Consider the following 17878-nt stretch of genomic DNA (forward strand, 5'->3'; position numbering starts at 1 on the left):
GTTATCAACGGTTGATCGAGCTTCAGGAACGGATCTCTCTGGAGGAGAACCGCGCACAGATCGGCCGCAGGGTCGAAGTCCTGGTGGCCACCGGTGAAGGACGCAAGGACGCCGCGACGGCCAGGTTGTCCGGCCGTGCCCGAGACGGTCGGCTCGTGCATTTCGACCCGCAGCGGCTGGACATCCGCCCCGGCGACATCGTGACCACCACGGTGACCGACGCCGCCCCGCACCATCTGATCGCGGATTCGGCCGTGCACAGTCATCGGCGCACCCCCGCCGGTGAAGCCCATGCCGCCGGCCGACGGCCGCGCACCGGCGTAGGTCTCGGCATGCCGGGCATCGGTGCCCCGGCACAGGCTGCGGCGTCGGAGGGATGCCCGCGATGACGTCTGACCGCCACAACGGCTTCGAGGATTTCAAGGGCGACATCGAGGCCGCAGAACGCCGGGTCGCGGGTGAGATCGACCCCGGCGCGCGAGCGATGGTGATCGCCATCGGCGTGTTCCTGCTGCTGGTCTCGTTCGTCCTGCCCCACACCGGAGCTGCCCGCGGGCTGGACGTTCTCATCGGCAGCGACACGGCGATCCGCGAGGGCATCTCGCTGCCGTCGCGCGTGTTCGTGTGGCTGGTGCTGGTATTCGGTGTCGGCTTCTCGATGCTGGCGCTGCTCACCCGGCGCTGGGCGCTGGCGTGGGTCGCGTTGGCGGGGTCGACGGTCGCGACGCTGATCGGCCTGCTCGCGGTGTGGTCCCGGCAGACTGCCGCCGACCACTACCCGGGCCCGGGAATCGGGCTCATCATCGCGTGGATCGCGGTGGCGGTGGTCGCCTTTCACTGGGCCCGCGCGGTGTGGTCGCGCACCGCCCTGCAGTTGGCCGCCGAGGAGGAACGCCGCAGGGCCGCCGCCGAGCAGCAGAAGAAGGGGCTGCTCGACGATCTCGACAGGCCCGACGGGCCACCGGAGAGCTGACCGCCTACTTCTGGGTGGGACAGGCTTCGACGGGAACTTTCATCTCGACGTCGCCCTGCTTTTCGAAGTGGAATGTCATGTCCACCGAAGTGCCGGGCTTCGCGGATTCCCGCAGGCCCTCGATGCTGACCGTGAAGGGTCGGTCGGGCACGCCGTCGCCGACGTTCTCAACCGGTTGGCCGGCGGCGATCGACGTGCGCGGCGGAATCCGGAGCGTCGCTTCGGGAGCCGGGCGAATCGATGTCGCTGCGGGGGAGTCGATGCCGAGCAATCGTTCCGGTTCGGCAGACCGGTTGTTGGTCACCGTGAACTTGAGCGCCGCCGCATCGCCGACCTGGATGGCACACGACCCCGGAACGAAACGCGGCACGATGAAGGCGTTCTCGACCGACGTCTCCTCGGTCTGTGTTCCCGCACCCCGGTTCGACGAGCTGATGTCGGGATCGCCGCCGCAGCCGGCGACCAGCACGCTCGTCAGCAGACCGGCCGCCGCAGCGCTGCGCCGCGAAAGGGTGGGTGTTCTCATGTCGGCCGCCTATCTGGAATCTGTTGCATCATCGAGGGTTTCGCTCTGAGCTTCATGCTCTGTCGGGTTCCCCGAAGGCCGATCGCATATGCCGATCCGAGCTGAGAAGTCGCGCGTCGGTTCACAAGGTCTTTTCAGGTTGCTATCAGGTTGTGGTTCGCGCGCGTCGATAGACTGGCGTTCGAGACGTCGACCGGCTGTCGAGCGCTCAGCGGCCCTTGCTCAGGGCATCGGCCGCCGCGTCGGCCCACTGCCGCCACTGCTCGGCGCTGGCGCGCGCCTCCGCGGCGTCCTTCTCTCGCCCGGCCGCGGCGGCCTTCTCGGCCTGGCGTTCGAATTGCTCTGCGCGGGAACGGAATTGGTCGGCACGCGCCTGTGCTTCCGGATCGACGCCAGACGTCGGCGTCTCGCGGACCTTCTTCTCGATGGCGCGGAGCCGCCGCTCCAAGTCGGCACCGCGCTCGCGGGGCACCTTGCCGATCGCGTCCCACTTGTCGCCGATCACGCGCAGAGCGGCCCGTGCCGCGTCGAGATCGGAGGTGTCGATCTTCTCCGCCTCGGCCAGCAACGCCTCCTTGGCCGCGGCGTTTGCCCGGAACTCGGCGTCGCGCTCGGCGGTCACCGCGTTGCGGGCGGTGAAGAACTTGTCCTGCGCCGCCTTGAACCGCTGCCACAACGCGTCGTCGACGTCCTTGGCGGCGCGACCCGCGGCCTTCCACTCGGCCAGCAGGTCGCGGAAGGTCGCGCTTGTCGGCCCCCAGTCGGTCGAATCGGCCAACGCCTCGGCGCGCACACACAACGCCTCCTTGGCCTGCCGGGCGCCGGCCCGCTCGCGGTCGAGTTCGGCGAAATGCGAACCGCGCCTACGGTTGAACTGCTCACGCGCCGCCGAATAACGCTTCCACAGCGCGTCGTCCGTCTTGCGGTCCAAGCCGCTGATCGTGCGCCATTCGTCGAGGATCTCGCGCAGCCGGTCGCCGGCTGCCTTCCACTGAGTGGCGTTGGCGGCGAGGTCCTCGGCCTCGGCGGCCAGTGCCTCCTTGCGCGCGGTCTGGGCGGTGCGATGCTCCTCACGGCGCGCCCTGTCGGCCTGGGCGGTCTCGTCGGCGTGGGTGACGATCGCGGTCAGGCGCGCGGCGAGGGCGTCGACGTCGCCCAGCACGTGGGCCGTCGGCAGCGTCTCGGCCAGCGCCTGGGCCGCGGACTTGATCTTGCGGGCATCCCCGAATCCGGACCCCAGCCGGCTCTCCATCAGCGCGACTTCGGTCTGCAGGTCATCGAAGCGCCTGCCGAAATGGGCGTACGCCGCCTCGGTGTCGCCGGCCTGCCAGGAGCCGATGATCCGTTCACCCGAGCCGGTGACCAGCCACACCGTGCCGTCGGGATCGACCCGGCCGAAGCGGTGGGGATCGCTGGACGCCGGCGCGGCGACCACCGGAGCGGGCCGCCCGCGTCGGGGCACGGGACGCGGCGGTCCTGGCCGGGGAGCGGGTTTGGGCAAGGAGGCCTGGCCTCCTGGCTCGCTGGTCGTCATGTCGAAATCCTCGTGCCTCCGCGCGGGCTGTCGCGCACGTGCCGCGCACCGCGGCGCCTGATCGCTGTCGAACGCTATTCAAACAGGTCGCCGCCACGCGTGCGCACGGCTTTCGCGAGGACTGCCTAGGCTCGTGGCGACTGCGACGAGAGGACTGCGATGGCACAGCTGAACGGGCAGGCGGATCTCGCTGTCCTGTTCGCGCTCGGTGCCGCGCTGTTCATCGCCGTCGGCGACGTCATCCACCAGCGGCAGGCGCACGAGGTGACCGACGAACCGGTCAGTCATCTGGCTTTGTTCACGCGGCTGCTGCGTGACCGGCGATGGTGGCTGGGCAGTTTCGTCGCCGCCGGCGGGTTCGCGTTGCAGGCCGCGGCCCTCGGGCTCGGGTCGGTTCTGCTCGTACAGGCGCTGCTGGTCACCTCGCTGTTGTTCGCGCTGCCCATCCATGCTCGGCTGGCACATCGGCGGGTCACGCGGTGGGAGTGGACGTGGGCTGCGCTGCTGGCCGCGTCGGTGGCGGTGATCGTCACCGTCGGCAACCCGACCGCGGGCCACTCCCGCGCCTCGTGGGAGACCTGGACGGCGGTCGCCGTGGTGCTCGGGCCGGCGCTCGTGCTCTGCGTGGTCGGAGCCAACGTATGGAAGAGCACTCGGAACGGCTCGGTGAGCGCGGTGCTGCTTGCACTCGTTTCCGGTGCGCTGTGGGGGCTCTTCGCAGTGCTGACCAAGGGTGTCGTCGACCGCCTCGGCGAAGGGCCCCAGGCGCTGCTGCGCGCCCCCGAGCTGTATGCGTGGGCGGTCGTCGCCGTCGCGGGTACCGCATGGCAGCAGGCGTCGTTCCGAGCCGGGTCGCTGACGGCATCACTGCCCACGATGACGGTCGCCGAGCCGGTGGTGGCGTCGGTGCTCGGCATCGTCGTGCTGGGTGAAACGCTGCGGCCGGGGGAGGCAGGCTGGCTCGCCCTGGTGGCAGCCGTCGTCGTGATGGTGGTGTCGACGGCCGCACTGGCGCGGGGCGAGGCGGTCAGCGCCGACCGGGTCGCCGCTCCGCATTAGCGTGGACGACGTGCTCAGCGCGATCGCGATCCTGCCGTCGGCACCGGTCATGGTTCCCGAACTCGCCGGGACCGCCGCTGCTGAGTTGGCCGATCTGCGCGAAGCGGTGTTCTCGGCCGTGGCCGGGCTGCCGCCGCGCTGGATCGCCGTGGGGGTGGGGCGCACCGACGCGGTCGTCGGTCCCGAACGCGCGGGCACCTTCGCCGGCTACGGCGCCGACGTGCGGGTGTCGCTTTCCACGGATGCCGGCGCCGATCCGGTGCCGCTGCCGCTGTGCGCGTTGATCACCGGCTGGGTGCGTTGCGTGGCGCGTGCCGACGTCCGTGCCGAGGTGCGGGTGTACGCCGAGGATCACGACGCCGACGCCGCAGTGGCCGCCGGCAAGCGGTTGCGCGCCGAGATCGACGAAGTGGCCGATCCGATCGGCGTGCTGGTCGTCGCGGACGGCGCCAACACGCTGACACCGCCGGCGCCGGGCGGATACGACCCCGATTCGCTCGTCATGCAGGAGGCGTTGAACGAGGCGCTGGCCTCGGGCGACGCCGCCGCGCTGAGCCGGCTGCCCGAAGCGATCGTCGGGCGGGTGGCCTATCAGGTGCTCGCCGGCCTGGCCGAATCCGGTCCGCGATCGGTCAAGGAGCTCTACCGCGGTGCCCCCTACGGCGTCGGCTATTACGCCGGCGTCTGGGACTCATGACGCGCCCGATCGCGATCGTCGGGCCGACCGGGACCGGGAAATCGGCGCTGGCACTCGCCCTGGCCGAGCGGATCGGCTCGACAACCGCGGTGGAGATCGTCAACGCCGACGCGATGCAGATGTACCGCGGCATGGACATCGGCACAGCGAAGCTGACGGTCGACGAGCGGCGCGGGGTCCCACACCACCAGCTCGACGTACTCGACGTGACCGAGACCGCGAGCGTGGCCCGCTATCAGCAGGCGGCCGCCGCGGACGTGGAGGCGATCGCCGGTCGCGGTGCCGTCCCCGTGGTGGTCGGCGGCTCGATGATGTACGTCCAGGCGCTGCTCGACGACTGGACGTTCCCGGCCACCGACCCGGCGGTGCGCGCCCGGTGGGAGCAGCGGCTCGCCGAGGTGGGGGTGGCCGCCCTGCACGCGGAGCTGGCACGGGTGGACGCCGTGGCCGCCGCCGTAATCCTGCCCACCGACGGCCGGCGCATCGTTCGCGCGCTCGAGGTCGTCGAGCTGACCGGCCGGCCGTTCGCGGCGTCGTTTCCTGCGATCGGTGCGCCACGCTGGGACACCGTGATCGTCGGACTGGATTGGCAGACAGCGCTTCTCGACGAAAGACTGGTTCAGCGGACGGACAAGATGTTCGCCGACGGCCTCGTCGCCGAAGTCCGTACGCTGCTGGATCGCGGCCTGCGAGACGGGGTCACCGCTGCACGGGCGCTGGGTTACGCACAGGTGCTCGCCGATCTCGACGCCGGCGGCGACGGTGCCGCCGCACAGGAGCCGACGTTCGTCGGCACCCGGCGCTACGTGCGACGGCAGCGGTCGTGGTTCCGCCGTGACCACCGCATCACCTGGCTGGACGGCGCCTCAGCCGACCTCGTCGACGACACGCTGCGGGCGTGGCGGACCGTATCCTGAGAGACGTGAGGTTCGCGAAAGGACACGGCACGCAGAACGACTTCGTGCTGCTTGCCGACGTCGGTTGCGAACTGACGTTGACCCCGCCCGCGGTGGCCGCGCTGTGCGACCGGCGCCGCGGACTGGGCGCCGACGGCGTACTGCGGGTCACCACCGCGCAAGCGGCGCTGACTGCCGGCGTGTTCGAGCAGTTACCCGAGGGCGTCGCGGGCGAGGACTGGTACATGGACTACCGCAACGCCGACGGGTCGATCGCGCAGATGTGCGGCAACGGGGTGCGTGTCTTCGCGCACTATCTGCGGGTCAGCGGGCTGCAGGCCGCCGACGAGTTCGTGGTCGGCTCCCTGGCCGGCCCGCGGCCGGTCGTGCTGCACGACTGGGACGCGACGACGGCAGACGTCACCGTCGAGATGGGCAAGGCGAACCAACTGGGCGCCGGCGCGGCGATCGTCGGCGGACGACGGTTCAGTGGTCTGGCGGTCGATGTCGGTAACCCGCATCTGGCTTGCGTGGACCCGGATCTGACGCTCGAAGAGCTGTACGCGCTCGATGTCGGAGCGCCGGTGTCCTTCGACTCGGCTCAGTTCCCCGAGGGCGTGAACGTCGAAGTGGTGACTGCTCCCGCCGACGGAGCGGTCTCGATGCGGGTACACGAACGCGGCGTCGGCGAGACGCGCTCATGCGGAACGGGCACCGTCGCCGCGGCGGTCGCGGCGCTGGCCTTTTCGGGCGCCGGCAGCGGAAGCCTGGATGTGCGTATTCCGGGCGGCGAGGTCTCGGTCACCGTCACCGAAGCCAGCAGCTATTTGCGCGGTCCGTCGGTTCTGGTGGCCCACGGTGAACTGTCCGAGGAATGGTGGAGCGTTGCGCAACGTTAATTGGGGTGCATGAATAGTGATCTCCGTGCGAATCTTAATTCGCCCATGACGTATCCCGATTCCCCGATGCACAGCACCCCGAGCGCCGGTGAGCTGGCCCTCGAAGACCGCACGGCGCTGCGCCGGGTGGCCGGTCTGTCGACCGAGCTCACCGACGTCTCCGAAGTCGAATACCGCCAGCTGCGGCTGGAACGCGTTGTGCTCGTGGGGGTTTGGACCGAAGGCAGCTCGGCCGACGCCGAGGAAAGCCTGGCCGAACTCGCAGCGCTCGCCGAAACCGCCGGCTCGGAGGTCCTCGAAGGGCTCATCCAGCGACGGGACAAACCGGACGCTTCGACCTACATCGGCTCGGGCAAAGCGGCCGAACTGCGCGAGATCGTGCTCGCGACCGGCGCCGACACCGTGATCTGCGACGGTGAGCTCAGCCCCGCCCAGCTCACGGCGCTGGAGAAGGCGGTCAAGGTCAAGGTCATCGACCGCACCGCGCTGATCCTCGACATCTTCGCCCAGCACGCGACCAGCCGAGAAGGCAAAGCGCAGGTGACGCTGGCGCAGATGGAGTACATGCTGCCGCGGCTGCGCGGCTGGGGCGAGTCGATGTCCCGGCAGGCCGGCGGACGCGCCGGCGGTGCCGGCGGCGGTGTGGGCACGCGCGGGCCGGGTGAGACCAAGATCGAGACCGACCGTCGCCGGATCCGCGAGCGGATGGCTAAACTGCGTCGCGACATCAAGGACATGAAGAAGATCCGCGACACGCAGCGCAGCGGAAGACGCCGCAGCGAGGTGCCGTCGATCGCCATCGTCGGCTACACCAACGCGGGAAAGTCAAGCCTGCTCAACGCGCTCACCGGAGCCGGCGTCCTGGTGGAGAACGCGTTGTTCGCCACCCTCGAACCGACAACGCGGCGAGGCGAATTCGCCGACGGGCGACCGTTCGTGCTGACCGACACGGTCGGGTTCGTCCGCCATCTGCCCACCCAACTGGTGGAGGCGTTTCGCTCCACACTGGAGGAGGTCGTCGACGCCGACCTGCTGGTCCATGTCGTCGACGGGTCCGACGCCAACCCGCTGGCGCAGATCAACGCGGTGCGCGAAGTCGTCAACGAGGTCGTTGCCGAGCACGACGGATCCCGAGCACCAGAACTGTTGGTGGTCAACAAGATCGACGCCGCGGACGGGCTGACCCTCGCGCAGTTGCGCCGTGCCCTGCCCGATGCGGTGTTCGTCTCCGCGCACACCGGCGACGGCCTCGACCGGCTGCAGCAGCGAATGGCCGAGTCGATCAAGCCGACGGATACGACCGTCGACGTGACGATTCCCTATGAGCGCGGCGATCTCGTCAACCGACTACACGCGGACGGCCGGGTCGACGCCATCGAGCACACCGCGGAGGGCACCAGAATCAAAGCGCGAGTACCGGTTTCGCTGGCCGCCGGCCTGCGCGACTACGCGACGTTCTGACCCGCGCGCGGGATGGTCTGACAGAACGAAGAGGCGCAGAGGGTTTCACCCCTCCGCGCCTCTTGCTTAGCTTTTCGCGCTAGTCCTGCTCTGCCTCTTGCCGCTTCTCGGCGGTCTTGGCCGCGGCGCGGGCACCTTCGGCCTCGGCCTCCTTCTTGGCGGCGTTCCGCTGCGCGTCGGCCTTGTCCTGCTGAGCCTGACCCTCGCGGTAGAGGTCGTCGCGCCCGGCGACGGCGCCGAGGACCTCTTTGGCCTTGCCCTTCACGCCTTCGACGGCGCCCTTGATGGCCTCTTCCGGCCCACTGTTGTGCTTGTCGTCAGACACTGGCTTCCTTTCGTTGCCGTGATTGGATCTTGAACCTCTCAATACCCGTGGTGCCGGTTCGCTAATCCGTACTACGCGTGAGGTGTGCTACCTCACAGCGGTTTGCGGCCTGCCGGCACGCCTCCCGCGAGTGCCTCAATACGGCACAAACAATGACAATTCGCAGGACTGGTTTCGACAAATAAGTGCGGCACGGCGGGGTTATCCACAGCGAATGGGGGATTGGCAGGTATTTTCTTCCCAGATCGGCGTGTTCGTTGGTTATTGACGTCTGCTGACACACGGTTTGACGGGCGCGAATCCTCGAGCGATTCGTGCCGACCAGGGAGGACGAATGACCGGGCAGAACAGCCGGGGCACCAAGGCGTGGAGCCGGATCGCGATCGGTCTGCTCGCAGCCGTCGTAGCCCTGCTCGCATCGCCGGTGGCCAATGCCACACCCGAGTCCGACGCCGCCAACGCGGCGATCACCGCGGCATGGGAGGCCAGCGGCGGCGACGGCGGCCCGCTGGGGCCCAAGCAGAGTGACGTGTATTCGGCCGGCGCGGGATTCGCGCAGAACTTCTCCGGCGGCAAGATGTTCTTCACCGCAGACACCGGCGCTCACTTCATGCGCGGCGCGATTCTGGAGAAGTATGAGTCGCTCGGCGGCCCGGCGGACAGCGACCTCGGTTTCCCGACCATCGACGACAGTCCCGGCCGGGCCGCGGGCAGCTTCAACACCACGCTCAGCGCCGGCGATCGGCCGGTGATCTTCTGGACGGCGGAAACCGGCGCGCGGGTGGTGCGCGGGCCGATCAACGCAGCCTGGGACAAGCTGGGCGGCTCGACGGGACCGCTCGGCGTGCCCGCTGACGACGAGACCTACCGCGGTGACCTCGTCACCCAGAAGTTCACTGGCGGGGAACTGACCTACAACACCCGCGACAAGAAGTTCACCACCGTGCCACCCGATCTCGCCGGGCAGTTGACAGATGTCCAGGTGCCGAACGATCCGACTGCTGCGATCAACGCCGCAAGGCGGGCGGCAGGCGGCCCATTGGGACCGCTGGGCGCAGCGCAGGGAGCGCCATATCAGATCGGCGACGACGGGCTCGGCCAGAACTTCGCCGGCGGAAAGATCTTCTACAGTCCGGCGACCGGTGCGAGGGTCGTCACGGGCCAGGTGCTCGCCAAGTACGAAAGCCTGGGCGGCCCGCAGGGGGATCTAGGTTTCCCGGTTTCCAGCGAGGCCGACGGCGGGTTGCCGACGCCGAGTCGCATGGCGAGGTTCGCCGCTGACGACAAGCCGGTGATCTTCTGGACGCCGGACCACGGCGCGGTCGTGATGCGCGGTGCGATGAGCGCCGCCTGGGACAAACTCGACGGCGCCGAAGGCAAGCTCGGCGCTCCGGTCGCCGACCAGACCGAGAACGGTGACGTCCTCACCCAGCGGTTCACCGGCGGAGTGGTCTCGTTTCACCGGTCGACCGGCGAGTTCACCACGGAGCCGGCCAACTTGGCGAGCGAGCTTGCCGGGCTCGAGGTACCCTCCCAGCAGAGGACCGAGCCTCCTGGCGCGCCGCGGGCCTCGGGATCGCGGGACAAGGGCTGGTTGGGCGGCAGTTGGTGGTGGCTGCTCGCGGTCGTGCCAGTGCTCCTGCTCATCGGTCTCGTCGTGTTCGCAGCCGTGCGAAACCGCCGCGGCCGTGATGACGATCGCCGCGGTTTCGACGACGACACCTACGACGACGGCTATGGCGGTGAGGCTGAGCAATCTGCTTACGACACAGGCGGGGAGCAGGGATCGAGCGACTACTCGGCGGCAATGTTCGGTGATCGGTACGCCAGTGAAGGTTTGGGTGCTCTTGCACCGCCGGAGGAATCGGCGGCCGCCTCCACGTCGAGCCCGTGGGAGGCGCCACTGGCCGGCGAGGAAACCGGCGGGTACGGCGATCTCGATGAGCCCGAAGAGGATCCCGATGACGTCGATACCGCGCCGACCCGCATTCCGGCGGGCGTCGTCGAGCGCGAAGCCGCCGATGACGACGCCGTCTCGGAACTCGATGTACCCGACGAGGCATTCGAGCCGGAACCCGAACCGGCGCAAGAGGATTCAGTGACCGACACAGGTCGCCACGCCAAGATCGTCGTAGACGAACCGGAGGTGTCGAGCCCTGCGTTCCGCCTGCCGTTCGGCGATTCCGACGAGGCGCCGCAGGGATATCCGATCAAGGCCGACACCCAGTCGGGTCGGTACTGGGTGCCCGGATCCGCCGACTACGACGAGGTGCAGGCCGAGATCTGGTTCTCCAGCGAGGAATTCGCGCGGACGAACGGGTTCGTCCGCGCCGACTAGATCTTCCGGATGACGGTGACGACCTTGCCGAGGACCGCGGCGTCGTTACCCGGAATCGGGTCGAAGGCCGGGTTGTGCGGCATCAGCCAGATCTGGCCCTTCGTGCGTTTGAACGTCTTCACCGTGGCTTCGCCGTCGATCATCGCCGCCACGATGTCTCCGTTGTCCGCGACGTTCTGCTGACGGACGACGACCCAGTCGCCGTCACAGATCGCGGCGTCGACCATCGAGTCGCCGACCACTTTGAGCAGGAACAGCGATCCCTCGCCGACCAGTTCCCGCGGCAGCGGGAAGACGTCCTCGACGGCCTCCTCGGCGAGGATCGGTCCGCCGGCCGCGATCCGCCCGAGTACCGGCACGAACGTGGGCTCCGGGAGCGCATCGGATCCGGCCACGTCGGTGGCGACGATCGGACCCGCCGCGTCGTCGGCGCCGCGCACATCGACGGCGCGCGGGCGGTTGGGATCTCGCCGCAGGTACCCCTTGCGTTCCAGAGTGCGCAGCTGATGTGCAACCGACGAGGTGGAGGTCAGGCCGACCGCGTCGCCGATCTCCCTGATGCTCGGGGGATAGCCGCGCGTCGTGACCGATGAACGGATCACGTCGAGGATTGTGCGCTGACGTTCGGTGAGCCCCGAATCGAGTGCCCGTCCGCCCGGAGTGTCGCTGCTGGAGTCCATGACGGCGAATGTAGCCCGCCGCACCCGATTAATCAAACATGTGTTCGAGGCGTGTCCCAGGTCGTGTCGCTGTTCGACTGCGCCTCGGATTCTTGTCGGTGGGTCGTTTTATCCTCGGCAACAGTTCGATCACATGTTCTATCCATCGAACATGTGATCGAGTATGTTCGAACACAAGAGCGAATGCGGCGGACCGGAAGGAAACCAGGATGACGATTCTCGATACCCGGCAGGTGCAGGCTTCGGCTGTGGTCAGGCCCGCTGTGAGGGCTGTTCACGGCCGTCGGCGGCCCGGTTGCACGCGGCCGAGCGGCGCGCCGGTGCGCTATCGCGGCACCGGCGTGCTGATGTCCCGGGCCTCGCATCGCCGTCGTCCGATCACCCCGGGCGCCACCGTGCTCCTCGCCCTGGTGGCCGCCGGGATCACGGTGTGGCTCGGTCTGGTGGCGCAGTTCGGCGGTGTGCTCGGCACTGGTCCGACGGCGGTTCCGGACCGGCTCGCGGTGGTCCAGGTGCAGACCGGCGAAAGCCTGCATCAGGTCGCTCACCGCGTGGCACCCGACGCGCCGGTGGGCCAGGTGGTGGAGCGGATTCGCGAGCTCAACCGGCTCGACTCCGCTGCCCTCGACGCCGGCCAGACCCTCATCGCTCCAGTCGGTTGACGCTCCCCGGCGCGCAGAACGCCCTGCTGCATCATGCTCACCGACAGGACGCCGGAGTACGTGCCGATCAATCCGGTGATGGGCCTGCGCAGTGCGCCGCAGGTACGCTCGGAGAGGTTCGAGTTGGTCCGTTGTCGGCACGGCGAAGGAGCGGTGATGCACTGTCCGTTCTGTCGTCACCCCGACTCGCGAGTGGTCGACTCCCGCGAGACCGACGAAGGGCAGGCGATCCGGCGCCGGCGTTCGTGTCCGGAATGCGGAAGACGGTTCACCACAGTCGAAACCGCGGTGCTGGCCGTCGTCAAACGCAGTGGGGTCACCGAGCCGTTCAGCCGTGAGAAGGTCATCAAGGGTGTGCGTCGAGCCTGCCAGGGCAGGCAGGTCGATGACGATGCGTTGAACCTGCTGGCCCAGCAGGTCGAGGACACCGTCCGCGCGGGCGGTTCCCCCGAGGTGCCCAGTAACGAGGTGGGATTGGCGATCCTCGGGCCGCTGCGCGACCTCGACGAAGTCGCCTACCTCCGCTTCGCCTCGGTGTACCGCGGGTTCACCTCCGCCGAGGACTTCGAGCGTGAGATCGAGGCCTTGCGGGCGCACCAGAACTCCCCGCAGCCGACAGCCGGCTGACCGCGCGCAGCGGACGGCTCAGTCGATCTGCTTGACGCCGTCGTCGACGACGCGACCCGATATGCGCACCCAGCCCTCGGGGCTCCACTCCGTCTGGATATGAGAACCCTTGCCTTGCACGATCGTCAGGTCGCGGCTCAGATAGTCGGTGATGCGCGCAGCGGCGGATCCGGTGGCCTCGTCTTCGGGCACGCCCAAGTCCGAGGCGAACATGCGCGACCGCAGCACGCCCTGCTCGCGGTCGACCCACGCCCACACATAGTGGTTGATGTCGTCGGGGTAGTCGGACGGGTCGAGCGCGAGCAGCTCGTCGACCGAGGCGATGTCGTGGATCGCGAATTCCGGTGCCCATTCCGATCGCGCTCGCACCGACGTGAGGTCGTCGGTGTAGCCGACCTGCACCAGCCCGGCGTGCACCCGCAGCGTGTGAACGGGTGTGCCTTTGTCGCGGAGCCACCAGGCCGCACCGACAGTGGGGTGCCCCGCGAACGGCAGCTCGACGGCCGGCGTATGGATGCGGGCGTGCGCCGTGCTCGTCCCGGATTCCGGCAGATCGACGAATACCGTTTCGCTGTAACCCAATTCGGTGGCTATCCGCTGGCGGTCCTGCGGGTCGACGGTGCGGGCGTCGACGACCCCGAGCGGGTTTCCATGGTTGCCGTCGGGATCGGTGAACACGCGCAGCACCGTGACGTCGATGGCCATGGGCCGATGCTACTTCTTGTCGCTCAGGTGGCGCTGCGCTCGTCAGCGCCCATGGCGTCGAGCACCGCGACCCGGGTGTCGACCGGCCCGGAGATCATGTCCTGGCCGGCGCCCGCCCGCAACAGTCCCCGCAGGTACTCCTGGTCGTAGATCGCCGGCTCGGTGCTGTCGATGAACTTCTGAACCACCTCGACGAAACGGTCGGGGTCGTCGTGGAACGGGAAGTGTCCGGAGCCGTCGAAGATCTCCAGTTGCGAGCCCGGCATCGCCGCGTGGGCCATCTCGCCGTGGCTGGCGGGGATCACCGCGTCGCCGCTGCCCCAGATCAGTTGCACAGGAACCGATTGCGTGAGATAGCAACGGTCCAGCATCGTCACCACCTGACCGCGCCAGTCGACGACCGCGCGCAGGGTGCGGGCGAACGCCGACGACGCGGTCGGTTCCGGTAGGTCGTTGAGGATGCGAAGCACCTGGGGCAGGTCGCGGCCGAGACCGGTCGACCCGAAGATCCCGCCGGCGAGGCGGCCCACCGCCCGCAGGGCGGGCAGCACGAGCGGCAACCGCAGCAACGCCAGCGCCTCACTGCCCATCGGCAGCGAGGCGAACCGCAGCGCGATGTTGACGTCCTTGGTGACCCCGCCGGCGCCGACGAGGATGAGCCGGTCGACCAGTTGCGGGAACTGGTAGACGAACTGCATGGCCACTCCGCCGCCGAGGGAATGGCCGATCACCGTGACCCGGTCGATGTCCAGGACGCTGAGCAGATCGCGCATCCCGTTGGCGTAGGCGGCAACCGAGTAGTCCGCGCGCGGTTTGTCCGATCTTCCGTGGCCCAGTAGGTCCGGCGCGATGACCGTGAATCGCTGCGCGAGCTTCGACTGCACTGCGCTCCACGTGGTGGAGTTGTCACCGATGCCGTGGATCAGCAGGATCGCGGGGCCGGAGCCTGCCACCCGGTACGCGCGTCGATAGCCGTGAACGGTCCGGAACTGCAGTACGGGCGTCAATTCCCTTACCGGGCGCAGATTCGGCTTTCGCGCGGCCATTGGGCCAACTTAGCTGGCCAGCCCGAGGCGCGCCAATTATTGACGCCCGTTTCGAACGACGCGCGCTATCCGGCCTCGTCGCCGTCCGGGAACGGGTCCGACGACTTCTTCTCGGCCTGCTGAGCCAGGAAACGTTCGAACTCCGCGCCCAGCTCTTCGCCGCTGGGCAGCTCCTCGTCACTGGCCAGCAGGGAACGGTTCTCCTGCGCTGTGACGAAGGCGTCGTACTGGCGCTCGAGGGCGGCCACCACCTGCGCGACCTCGGGGCTCTGCTCGACCTGCTCATTGACCTTGGTCAACACGTCGGCGCCGGCCGCGACCAGCGCTTCGAGCGGGATGGTCAGCGAGGCGTTGCGGGCGACCTCGGCCAGCAACGCCTCCGCCGCCGCGGGATAGTCGGTCTGGGCGAGGTAGTGCGGCACGTGCACGGTGAAGCCGACGACCTCGTGCCCGTGCTGCGACATGCGGAACTCGAGCAGGTTCGACACGCTGGCCGGAACCTGCACCTCCCCGACCCACGGCTGGTGGTCGGCGATGAGCTCCTTGTCGTTGGAGTGTGCTGTCATCGTGATGGGGCGGGTGTGCGGCACGGCCATCGGGATGGTGCCCAGGCCGACGACCCGCCGCACGTCGAGCCGCTCGGCCAGCAGCCGCACCGCGGTGATGAACCGCTCCCAGCGCAGATCGGGCTCCAACCCGGCGAGGAGCAGGAACGGCGTGCCGACGCTGTCCCGCATCGCATAGAGGTTGAGCTCGGGATCGTCGTAGTGGGTGAAATGGTCGGTCTTGAAGGTCATCAACGGCCGACGCGAGCGGTAGTCCAGCAGCTCGTCGATGGCGAACGACGCCACCAACTCGGTGTCGAGCGTGTCCTTGAGGTGCTGGGCCGCCAACCGGATGGCGCGCCCGGCGTCGGAGAACCCTTCGAGGGCATGGATCAGCACCGGGCCGCGCCCGTCCGACGAGGACAGCTGGGGCGCCGGGAATTCCAGCTCGTACATGCCGGATTGCTCCGGCTGGTAGGGCTGTTCGGGGTTCCCACGGTTTTCCGGGCTGTCAGCCATCGAACCTCGCCTCCTCGCAGTGGTGCCAAGACAGTGAATGTCTTCGTACCAGTGAAACCAGTTTGGCGCACATAGCGTTCCCGCTGGCGGCCATCTGATACCCGGACGAGCCGAAATGTTTGCCGGCCACCTTCGCCGGCGCGACCGATCAGGCGCGGAACTGGTTGAGCGCCCGCAGCTTGTTCATCACGTCCAGCGCCGCGACTTTATAGGCTTCCGAGAACGTCGGGTAGTTGAACACGGCGTCGACGAGGTACTCGACGGTGCCCCCGCAGCCCATCACGGCCTGACCGATGTGCACCATCTCGGTGGCGCTGGTCCCGAAGATGTGCACGCCCAGCAGCTTCAGGTCGTCGGTGGACACCAGCAGTTTGAGCATGCCGTACGAGTCGCCGGCAATCTGGCCCCTGGCCAGCTCGCGGTAGCGCGAGACCCCGACCTCGTACGGGACCGCGTTGCGGGTCAGCTCCACCTCGGTCGCCCCGACGTAGGACACCTCCGGAATGGAGTAGATCCCGATCGGTTGCAGGTCGGTCATGCCTTTCGCCGGCTCTCCGAACGCGTGATAAGCCGCGAGCCTGCCCTGGTCCATCGACGTGGCGGCCAGCGCCGGGAAACCGATCACGTCGCCGACGGCGTAGATGTGGTCGACCTTGGTCTGGAAGTTGCTGTCGACGGTGACACGGCCGCGGGAGTCGGCCTCCAGGCCCGCATTCGCCAGGTCGAGGTGTTCGGTCCAGCCCTGCCTGCCCGCCGAGTACATGACCGTCTCGGCGGGGATCTGCTTGCCGCTGGCCAGCGTCGTGACGGTGCCGGCCGCGCCGACGTCCACGGCCGTCACCTCCTCGCCGAAGCGGAACGTCACCGCGAGGTCGCGCAGGTGGAACTTGAGGGCTTCCACGATCTCGGGGTCGCAGAAGTCGAGCATGTTGTCACGCTTCTCCACCACGGTGACCTTGGTGCCGAGCGCGGCGAACATCGACGCGTACTCGATCCCGATCACGCCGGCACCGACCACGACCATCGTGGCGGGCAGCGACTTCAGATCGAGGATGCCGTCGGAGTCCAGCACGCGGTCCTCGTCGAACTCGACGCCGGCCGGTCGGGCCGGTTTCGTCCCGGTGGCGATCAGCACGTAGTCCCCGCTGACGGTGGTCCGCTCACCGCGGGTGGGTTCCTCGACGAGCACGGTGTGCGCATCGACGAACCGGCCGTGACCCTGGAACAGGTCGATGCGGTTGCGCATCAACTGCGAGCGGACGACGTCCTGCTCCTTGCCGATCACGTGGGCGGTACGCGCCAGCAGGTCGGCCGGCGTGATCTTCTCCTTGACGCGGTAGCTGGTCCCGTACAGCTCGCGCTGGCTCATGCCGGTGAGGTAGACGACCGCCTCTCGCAGCGTCTTGGAGGGGATGGTCCCGGTGTTCACGCAAACACCGCCCAGCATCCGGCCGCGCTCGACGACCGCGACCGACTTGCCGAGCTTGGCCGCCGCGATCGCGGCTTTCTGCCCTCCCGGACCGGATCCGAGGACGACGAGGTCGTACTCCAGCATGGAACCCAAGGCAGCCATAGCAACAAGGTGTACGCCGGTCGGGCGGATTCCGCAGGCCGACTGCCGTCACCCGCAGCTCAATTTCATCCCCAAGCTCGAATTGGTCCACAGCCTCACCTCCCGCGGCCGTCGACGGGCGTTCGCCGTCCGAGCCGACGGGGAAGGTCGGGGCATGACGACCTCACCCCCGCCCGATTTCCATCTGAACCGCCCCGCCGTGCTGATCGCGGCCCTGCCCGCCGTCCTCGGCTTCGTCCCGGAGAACTCGCTCGTGCTCGTGACCGTGGACCGCGGCACGATGGGATGCGTCATGCGCGTGGACCTCTCCGACGACGTGACCGACTCGGTCGACCAGATCGCGCAGGTGGCCGCCGCGGCCCGGCCGGACGCGGCGATCGCCGTGATCGTCGACGAGCAGGGTGCCGGCTGCCGGCTGTGCAACGACGAACATCGCGAACTCGCCGCGATGTTGGCGGCCGTGCTGGCCGAGCATGGAATCGAGTTGCTTGCCGCGCATGTCGTCGACCGCGTCGCGGCCGGGGGACGGTGGCACTGCGCCGACGGGTGCGGCGAAGCGGGCACCGTGGACGACCCGTCGGCATCGCCTCTCGCGATGGCCGCCGTGCTCGACGGCCGCAGGCTCTACGCGCGGCGCGCCGAGCTGCAGGACGTCATCGCGGTGACCGATCCCGCCCGCGCGGCGGCCCTGGGCGGGCTCATCGCCGATGCGCAGGCCGGTCGGTCACCCGCCGACGCGCGCCGCGACATCGAGGCGGCCATCGCCGCGACCACCCGCATCGCCGACGGCAGCGACCTGCCCGACGAGACCTG

18 protein-coding genes and 1 pseudogene are annotated in these 17878 nt (G+C 68.7%); 11 read left to right on the forward strand and 8 right to left on the reverse strand.

Features of this window, described 5'->3' with window-relative positions; genetic code table 11:
* Both A5663_RS10025 and A5663_RS10030 read left to right on the forward strand, forming a co-directional pair.
* A pseudogene (locus A5663_RS10025) lies at positions 1 to 389 on the forward strand (tRNA (N6-isopentenyl adenosine(37)-C2)-methylthiotransferase MiaB); the annotation flags it as partial.
* Positions 386 to 973, forward strand: coding sequence for a hypothetical protein (locus tag A5663_RS10030; RefSeq protein ID WP_369816615.1), 588 nt, complete (start codon positions 386 to 388; stop codon positions 971 to 973). The pseudogene A5663_RS10025 and the gene A5663_RS10030, both read left to right, overlap by 4 nt.
* Positions 974 to 977: 4 nt before the next feature.
* On the opposite strand, the gene A5663_RS10035 is transcribed toward A5663_RS10030, so the two are convergent.
* Together A5663_RS10035 and A5663_RS10040 are read right to left on the reverse strand one after the other, a co-directional pair.
* Complete coding sequence (locus A5663_RS10035) at positions 978 to 1499, reverse strand: hypothetical protein (RefSeq protein ID WP_068147551.1); 522 nt, start codon at positions 1497 to 1499, stop codon at positions 978 to 980.
* Between the two features lie 208 nt (positions 1500 to 1707).
* Positions 1708 to 3033, reverse strand: a complete 1326-nt coding sequence (locus A5663_RS10040; protein WP_068147554.1) for a DUF349 domain-containing protein — start codon at positions 3031 to 3033, stop codon at positions 1708 to 1710.
* A 159-nt stretch (positions 3034 to 3192) separates the two neighbouring features.
* Between A5663_RS10040 and A5663_RS10045 the strand changes: the two genes are divergently transcribed.
* From A5663_RS10045 to hflX, 5 genes are read left to right on the forward strand one after another with little or no spacing between them, the layout of a single operon-like run.
* Positions 3193 to 4092 carry a DMT family transporter gene (locus A5663_RS10045; protein WP_068147558.1) on the forward strand — a complete coding sequence of 300 codons (900 nt, stop codon included), beginning with the start codon at positions 3193 to 3195 and terminating at the stop codon, positions 4090 to 4092.
* Positions 4093 to 4102: 10 nt separating this feature from the next.
* The gene (locus A5663_RS10050; protein WP_068147590.1) at positions 4103 to 4789 is read left to right on the forward strand and encodes a hypothetical protein; all 687 of its coding nucleotides are present in this window, start codon (positions 4103 to 4105) and stop codon (positions 4787 to 4789) included.
* Positions 4786 to 5706 (forward strand): tRNA (adenosine(37)-N6)-dimethylallyltransferase MiaA, encoded by a 921-nt coding sequence (gene miaA, locus A5663_RS10055; RefSeq protein WP_068147561.1) that lies wholly within the window; start codon positions 4786 to 4788, stop codon positions 5704 to 5706. The genes A5663_RS10050 and miaA overlap by 4 nt, the downstream gene beginning before the upstream one ends.
* Before the next feature lie 5 nt (positions 5707 to 5711).
* Positions 5712 to 6584 (forward strand): diaminopimelate epimerase, encoded by an 873-nt coding sequence (dapF, locus tag A5663_RS10060; RefSeq protein WP_068147595.1) that lies wholly within the window; start codon positions 5712 to 5714, stop codon positions 6582 to 6584.
* A gap of 45 nt (positions 6585 to 6629) precedes the next feature.
* Entirely contained in the window at positions 6630 to 8045 is a 1416-nt protein-coding gene (gene hflX, locus A5663_RS10065; RefSeq protein ID WP_156744416.1) for a GTPase HflX, read from the forward strand.
* Positions 8046 to 8124: 79 nt separating this feature from the next.
* Here the strand turns inward: hflX and A5663_RS10070 are convergent, their stop codons facing one another.
* Entirely contained in the window at positions 8125 to 8370 is a 246-nt protein-coding gene (locus tag A5663_RS10070; RefSeq protein WP_068147567.1) for a general stress protein CsbD, read from the reverse strand.
* A gap of 334 nt (positions 8371 to 8704) precedes the next feature.
* Here A5663_RS10070 and A5663_RS10075 point away from each other — a divergent pair, with 334 nt between their 5' ends.
* Positions 8705 to 10708, forward strand: coding sequence for an LGFP repeat-containing protein (locus A5663_RS10075; protein ID WP_068147571.1), 2004 nt, complete (start codon positions 8705 to 8707; stop codon positions 10706 to 10708).
* Here the strand turns inward: A5663_RS10075 and lexA are convergent.
* Positions 10705 to 11388 carry a transcriptional repressor LexA gene (gene lexA, locus A5663_RS10080; RefSeq protein ID WP_068147574.1) on the reverse strand — a complete coding sequence of 228 codons (684 nt, stop codon included), beginning with the start codon at positions 11386 to 11388 and terminating at the stop codon, positions 10705 to 10707. The two genes, A5663_RS10075 and lexA, sit on opposite strands and share 4 nt — an antisense overlap.
* Positions 11389 to 11597: 209 nt before the next feature.
* On the opposite strand from lexA, the gene A5663_RS10085 reads away from it, so the two are divergent.
* Positions 11598 to 12050 carry a LysM peptidoglycan-binding domain-containing protein gene (locus tag A5663_RS10085; RefSeq protein ID WP_068147577.1) on the forward strand — a complete coding sequence of 151 codons (453 nt, stop codon included), beginning with the start codon at positions 11598 to 11600 and terminating at the stop codon, positions 12048 to 12050.
* A 156-nt stretch (positions 12051 to 12206) separates the two neighbouring features.
* Positions 12207 to 12677 carry a transcriptional regulator NrdR gene (gene nrdR / locus A5663_RS10090; protein WP_068147597.1) on the forward strand — a complete coding sequence of 157 codons (471 nt, stop codon included), beginning with the start codon at positions 12207 to 12209 and terminating at the stop codon, positions 12675 to 12677.
* An 18-nt stretch (positions 12678 to 12695) separates the two neighbouring features.
* Here the strand turns inward: nrdR and A5663_RS10095 are convergent, their stop codons facing one another.
* The 4 genes from A5663_RS10095 to sthA form a co-directional block, all read right to left on the reverse strand.
* Positions 12696 to 13382, reverse strand: a complete 687-nt coding sequence (locus tag A5663_RS10095; RefSeq protein ID WP_068147580.1) for a PhzF family phenazine biosynthesis protein — start codon at positions 13380 to 13382, stop codon at positions 12696 to 12698.
* Between the two features lie 23 nt (positions 13383 to 13405).
* Positions 13406 to 14428 carry an alpha/beta fold hydrolase gene (locus A5663_RS10100; protein WP_068147583.1) on the reverse strand — a complete coding sequence of 341 codons (1023 nt, stop codon included), beginning with the start codon at positions 14426 to 14428 and terminating at the stop codon, positions 13406 to 13408.
* Positions 14429 to 14493: 65 nt separating this feature from the next.
* On the reverse strand, positions 14494 to 15492 hold the full coding sequence (locus A5663_RS10105) for a proteasome assembly chaperone family protein (RefSeq protein ID WP_068147585.1): 999 nt from the start codon (positions 15490 to 15492) through the stop codon (positions 14494 to 14496).
* Between the two features lie 148 nt (positions 15493 to 15640).
* Positions 15641 to 17047, reverse strand: a complete 1407-nt coding sequence (gene sthA, locus A5663_RS10110; protein WP_197503360.1) for a Si-specific NAD(P)(+) transhydrogenase — start codon at positions 17045 to 17047, stop codon at positions 15641 to 15643.
* 172 nt (positions 17048 to 17219) lie between these two features.
* Between sthA and A5663_RS10115 the strand changes: the two genes are divergently transcribed.
* The coding region (locus A5663_RS10115; RefSeq protein ID WP_156744417.1) for a DUF4192 domain-containing protein at positions 17220 to 17878 on the forward strand (659 nt) is incomplete at its 3' end.

It is taken from the genome of Mycobacterium sp. E740 (assembly GCF_001672895.1).
Lineage (GTDB): Bacteria > Actinomycetota > Actinomycetes > Mycobacteriales > Mycobacteriaceae > Mycobacterium.

What these genes read in the sequence shown, in the direction of transcription:
- A5663_RS10030 (WP_369816615.1), top strand. Translation starts at nt 386, where the DNA reads ATGACGTCTGACCGCCACAACGGCTTCGAGGATTTCAAGGGCGACATC.
- A5663_RS10035 (WP_068147551.1), bottom strand. Translation starts at nt 1,499, where the DNA reads ATGAGAACACCCACCCTTTCGCGGCGCAGCGCTGCGGCGGCCGGTCTG.
- A5663_RS10040 (WP_068147554.1), bottom strand. Translation starts at nt 3,033, where the DNA reads ATGACGACCAGCGAGCCAGGAGGCCAGGCCTCCTTGCCCAAACCCGCT.
- A5663_RS10045 (WP_068147558.1), top strand. Translation starts at nt 3,193, where the DNA reads ATGGCACAGCTGAACGGGCAGGCGGATCTCGCTGTCCTGTTCGCGCTC.
- miaA (WP_068147561.1), top strand. Translation starts at nt 4,786, where the DNA reads ATGACGCGCCCGATCGCGATCGTCGGGCCGACCGGGACCGGGAAATCG.
- hflX (WP_156744416.1), top strand. Translation starts at nt 6,630, where the DNA reads ATGACGTATCCCGATTCCCCGATGCACAGCACCCCGAGCGCCGGTGAG.
- A5663_RS10075 (WP_068147571.1), top strand. Translation starts at nt 8,705, where the DNA reads ATGACCGGGCAGAACAGCCGGGGCACCAAGGCGTGGAGCCGGATCGCG.
- lexA (WP_068147574.1), bottom strand. Translation starts at nt 11,388, where the DNA reads ATGGACTCCAGCAGCGACACTCCGGGCGGACGGGCACTCGATTCGGGG.
- A5663_RS10085 (WP_068147577.1), top strand. Translation starts at nt 11,598, where the DNA reads ATGACGATTCTCGATACCCGGCAGGTGCAGGCTTCGGCTGTGGTCAGG.
- nrdR (WP_068147597.1), top strand. Translation starts at nt 12,207, where the DNA reads ATGCACTGTCCGTTCTGTCGTCACCCCGACTCGCGAGTGGTCGACTCC.
- A5663_RS10095 (WP_068147580.1), bottom strand. Translation starts at nt 13,382, where the DNA reads ATGGCCATCGACGTCACGGTGCTGCGCGTGTTCACCGATCCCGACGGC.
- A5663_RS10100 (WP_068147583.1), bottom strand. Translation starts at nt 14,428, where the DNA reads ATGGCCGCGCGAAAGCCGAATCTGCGCCCGGTAAGGGAATTGACGCCC.
- A5663_RS10105 (WP_068147585.1), bottom strand. Translation starts at nt 15,492, where the DNA reads ATGGCTGACAGCCCGGAAAACCGTGGGAACCCCGAACAGCCCTACCAG.
- sthA (WP_197503360.1), bottom strand. Translation starts at nt 17,047, where the DNA reads ATGCTGGAGTACGACCTCGTCGTCCTCGGATCCGGTCCGGGAGGGCAG.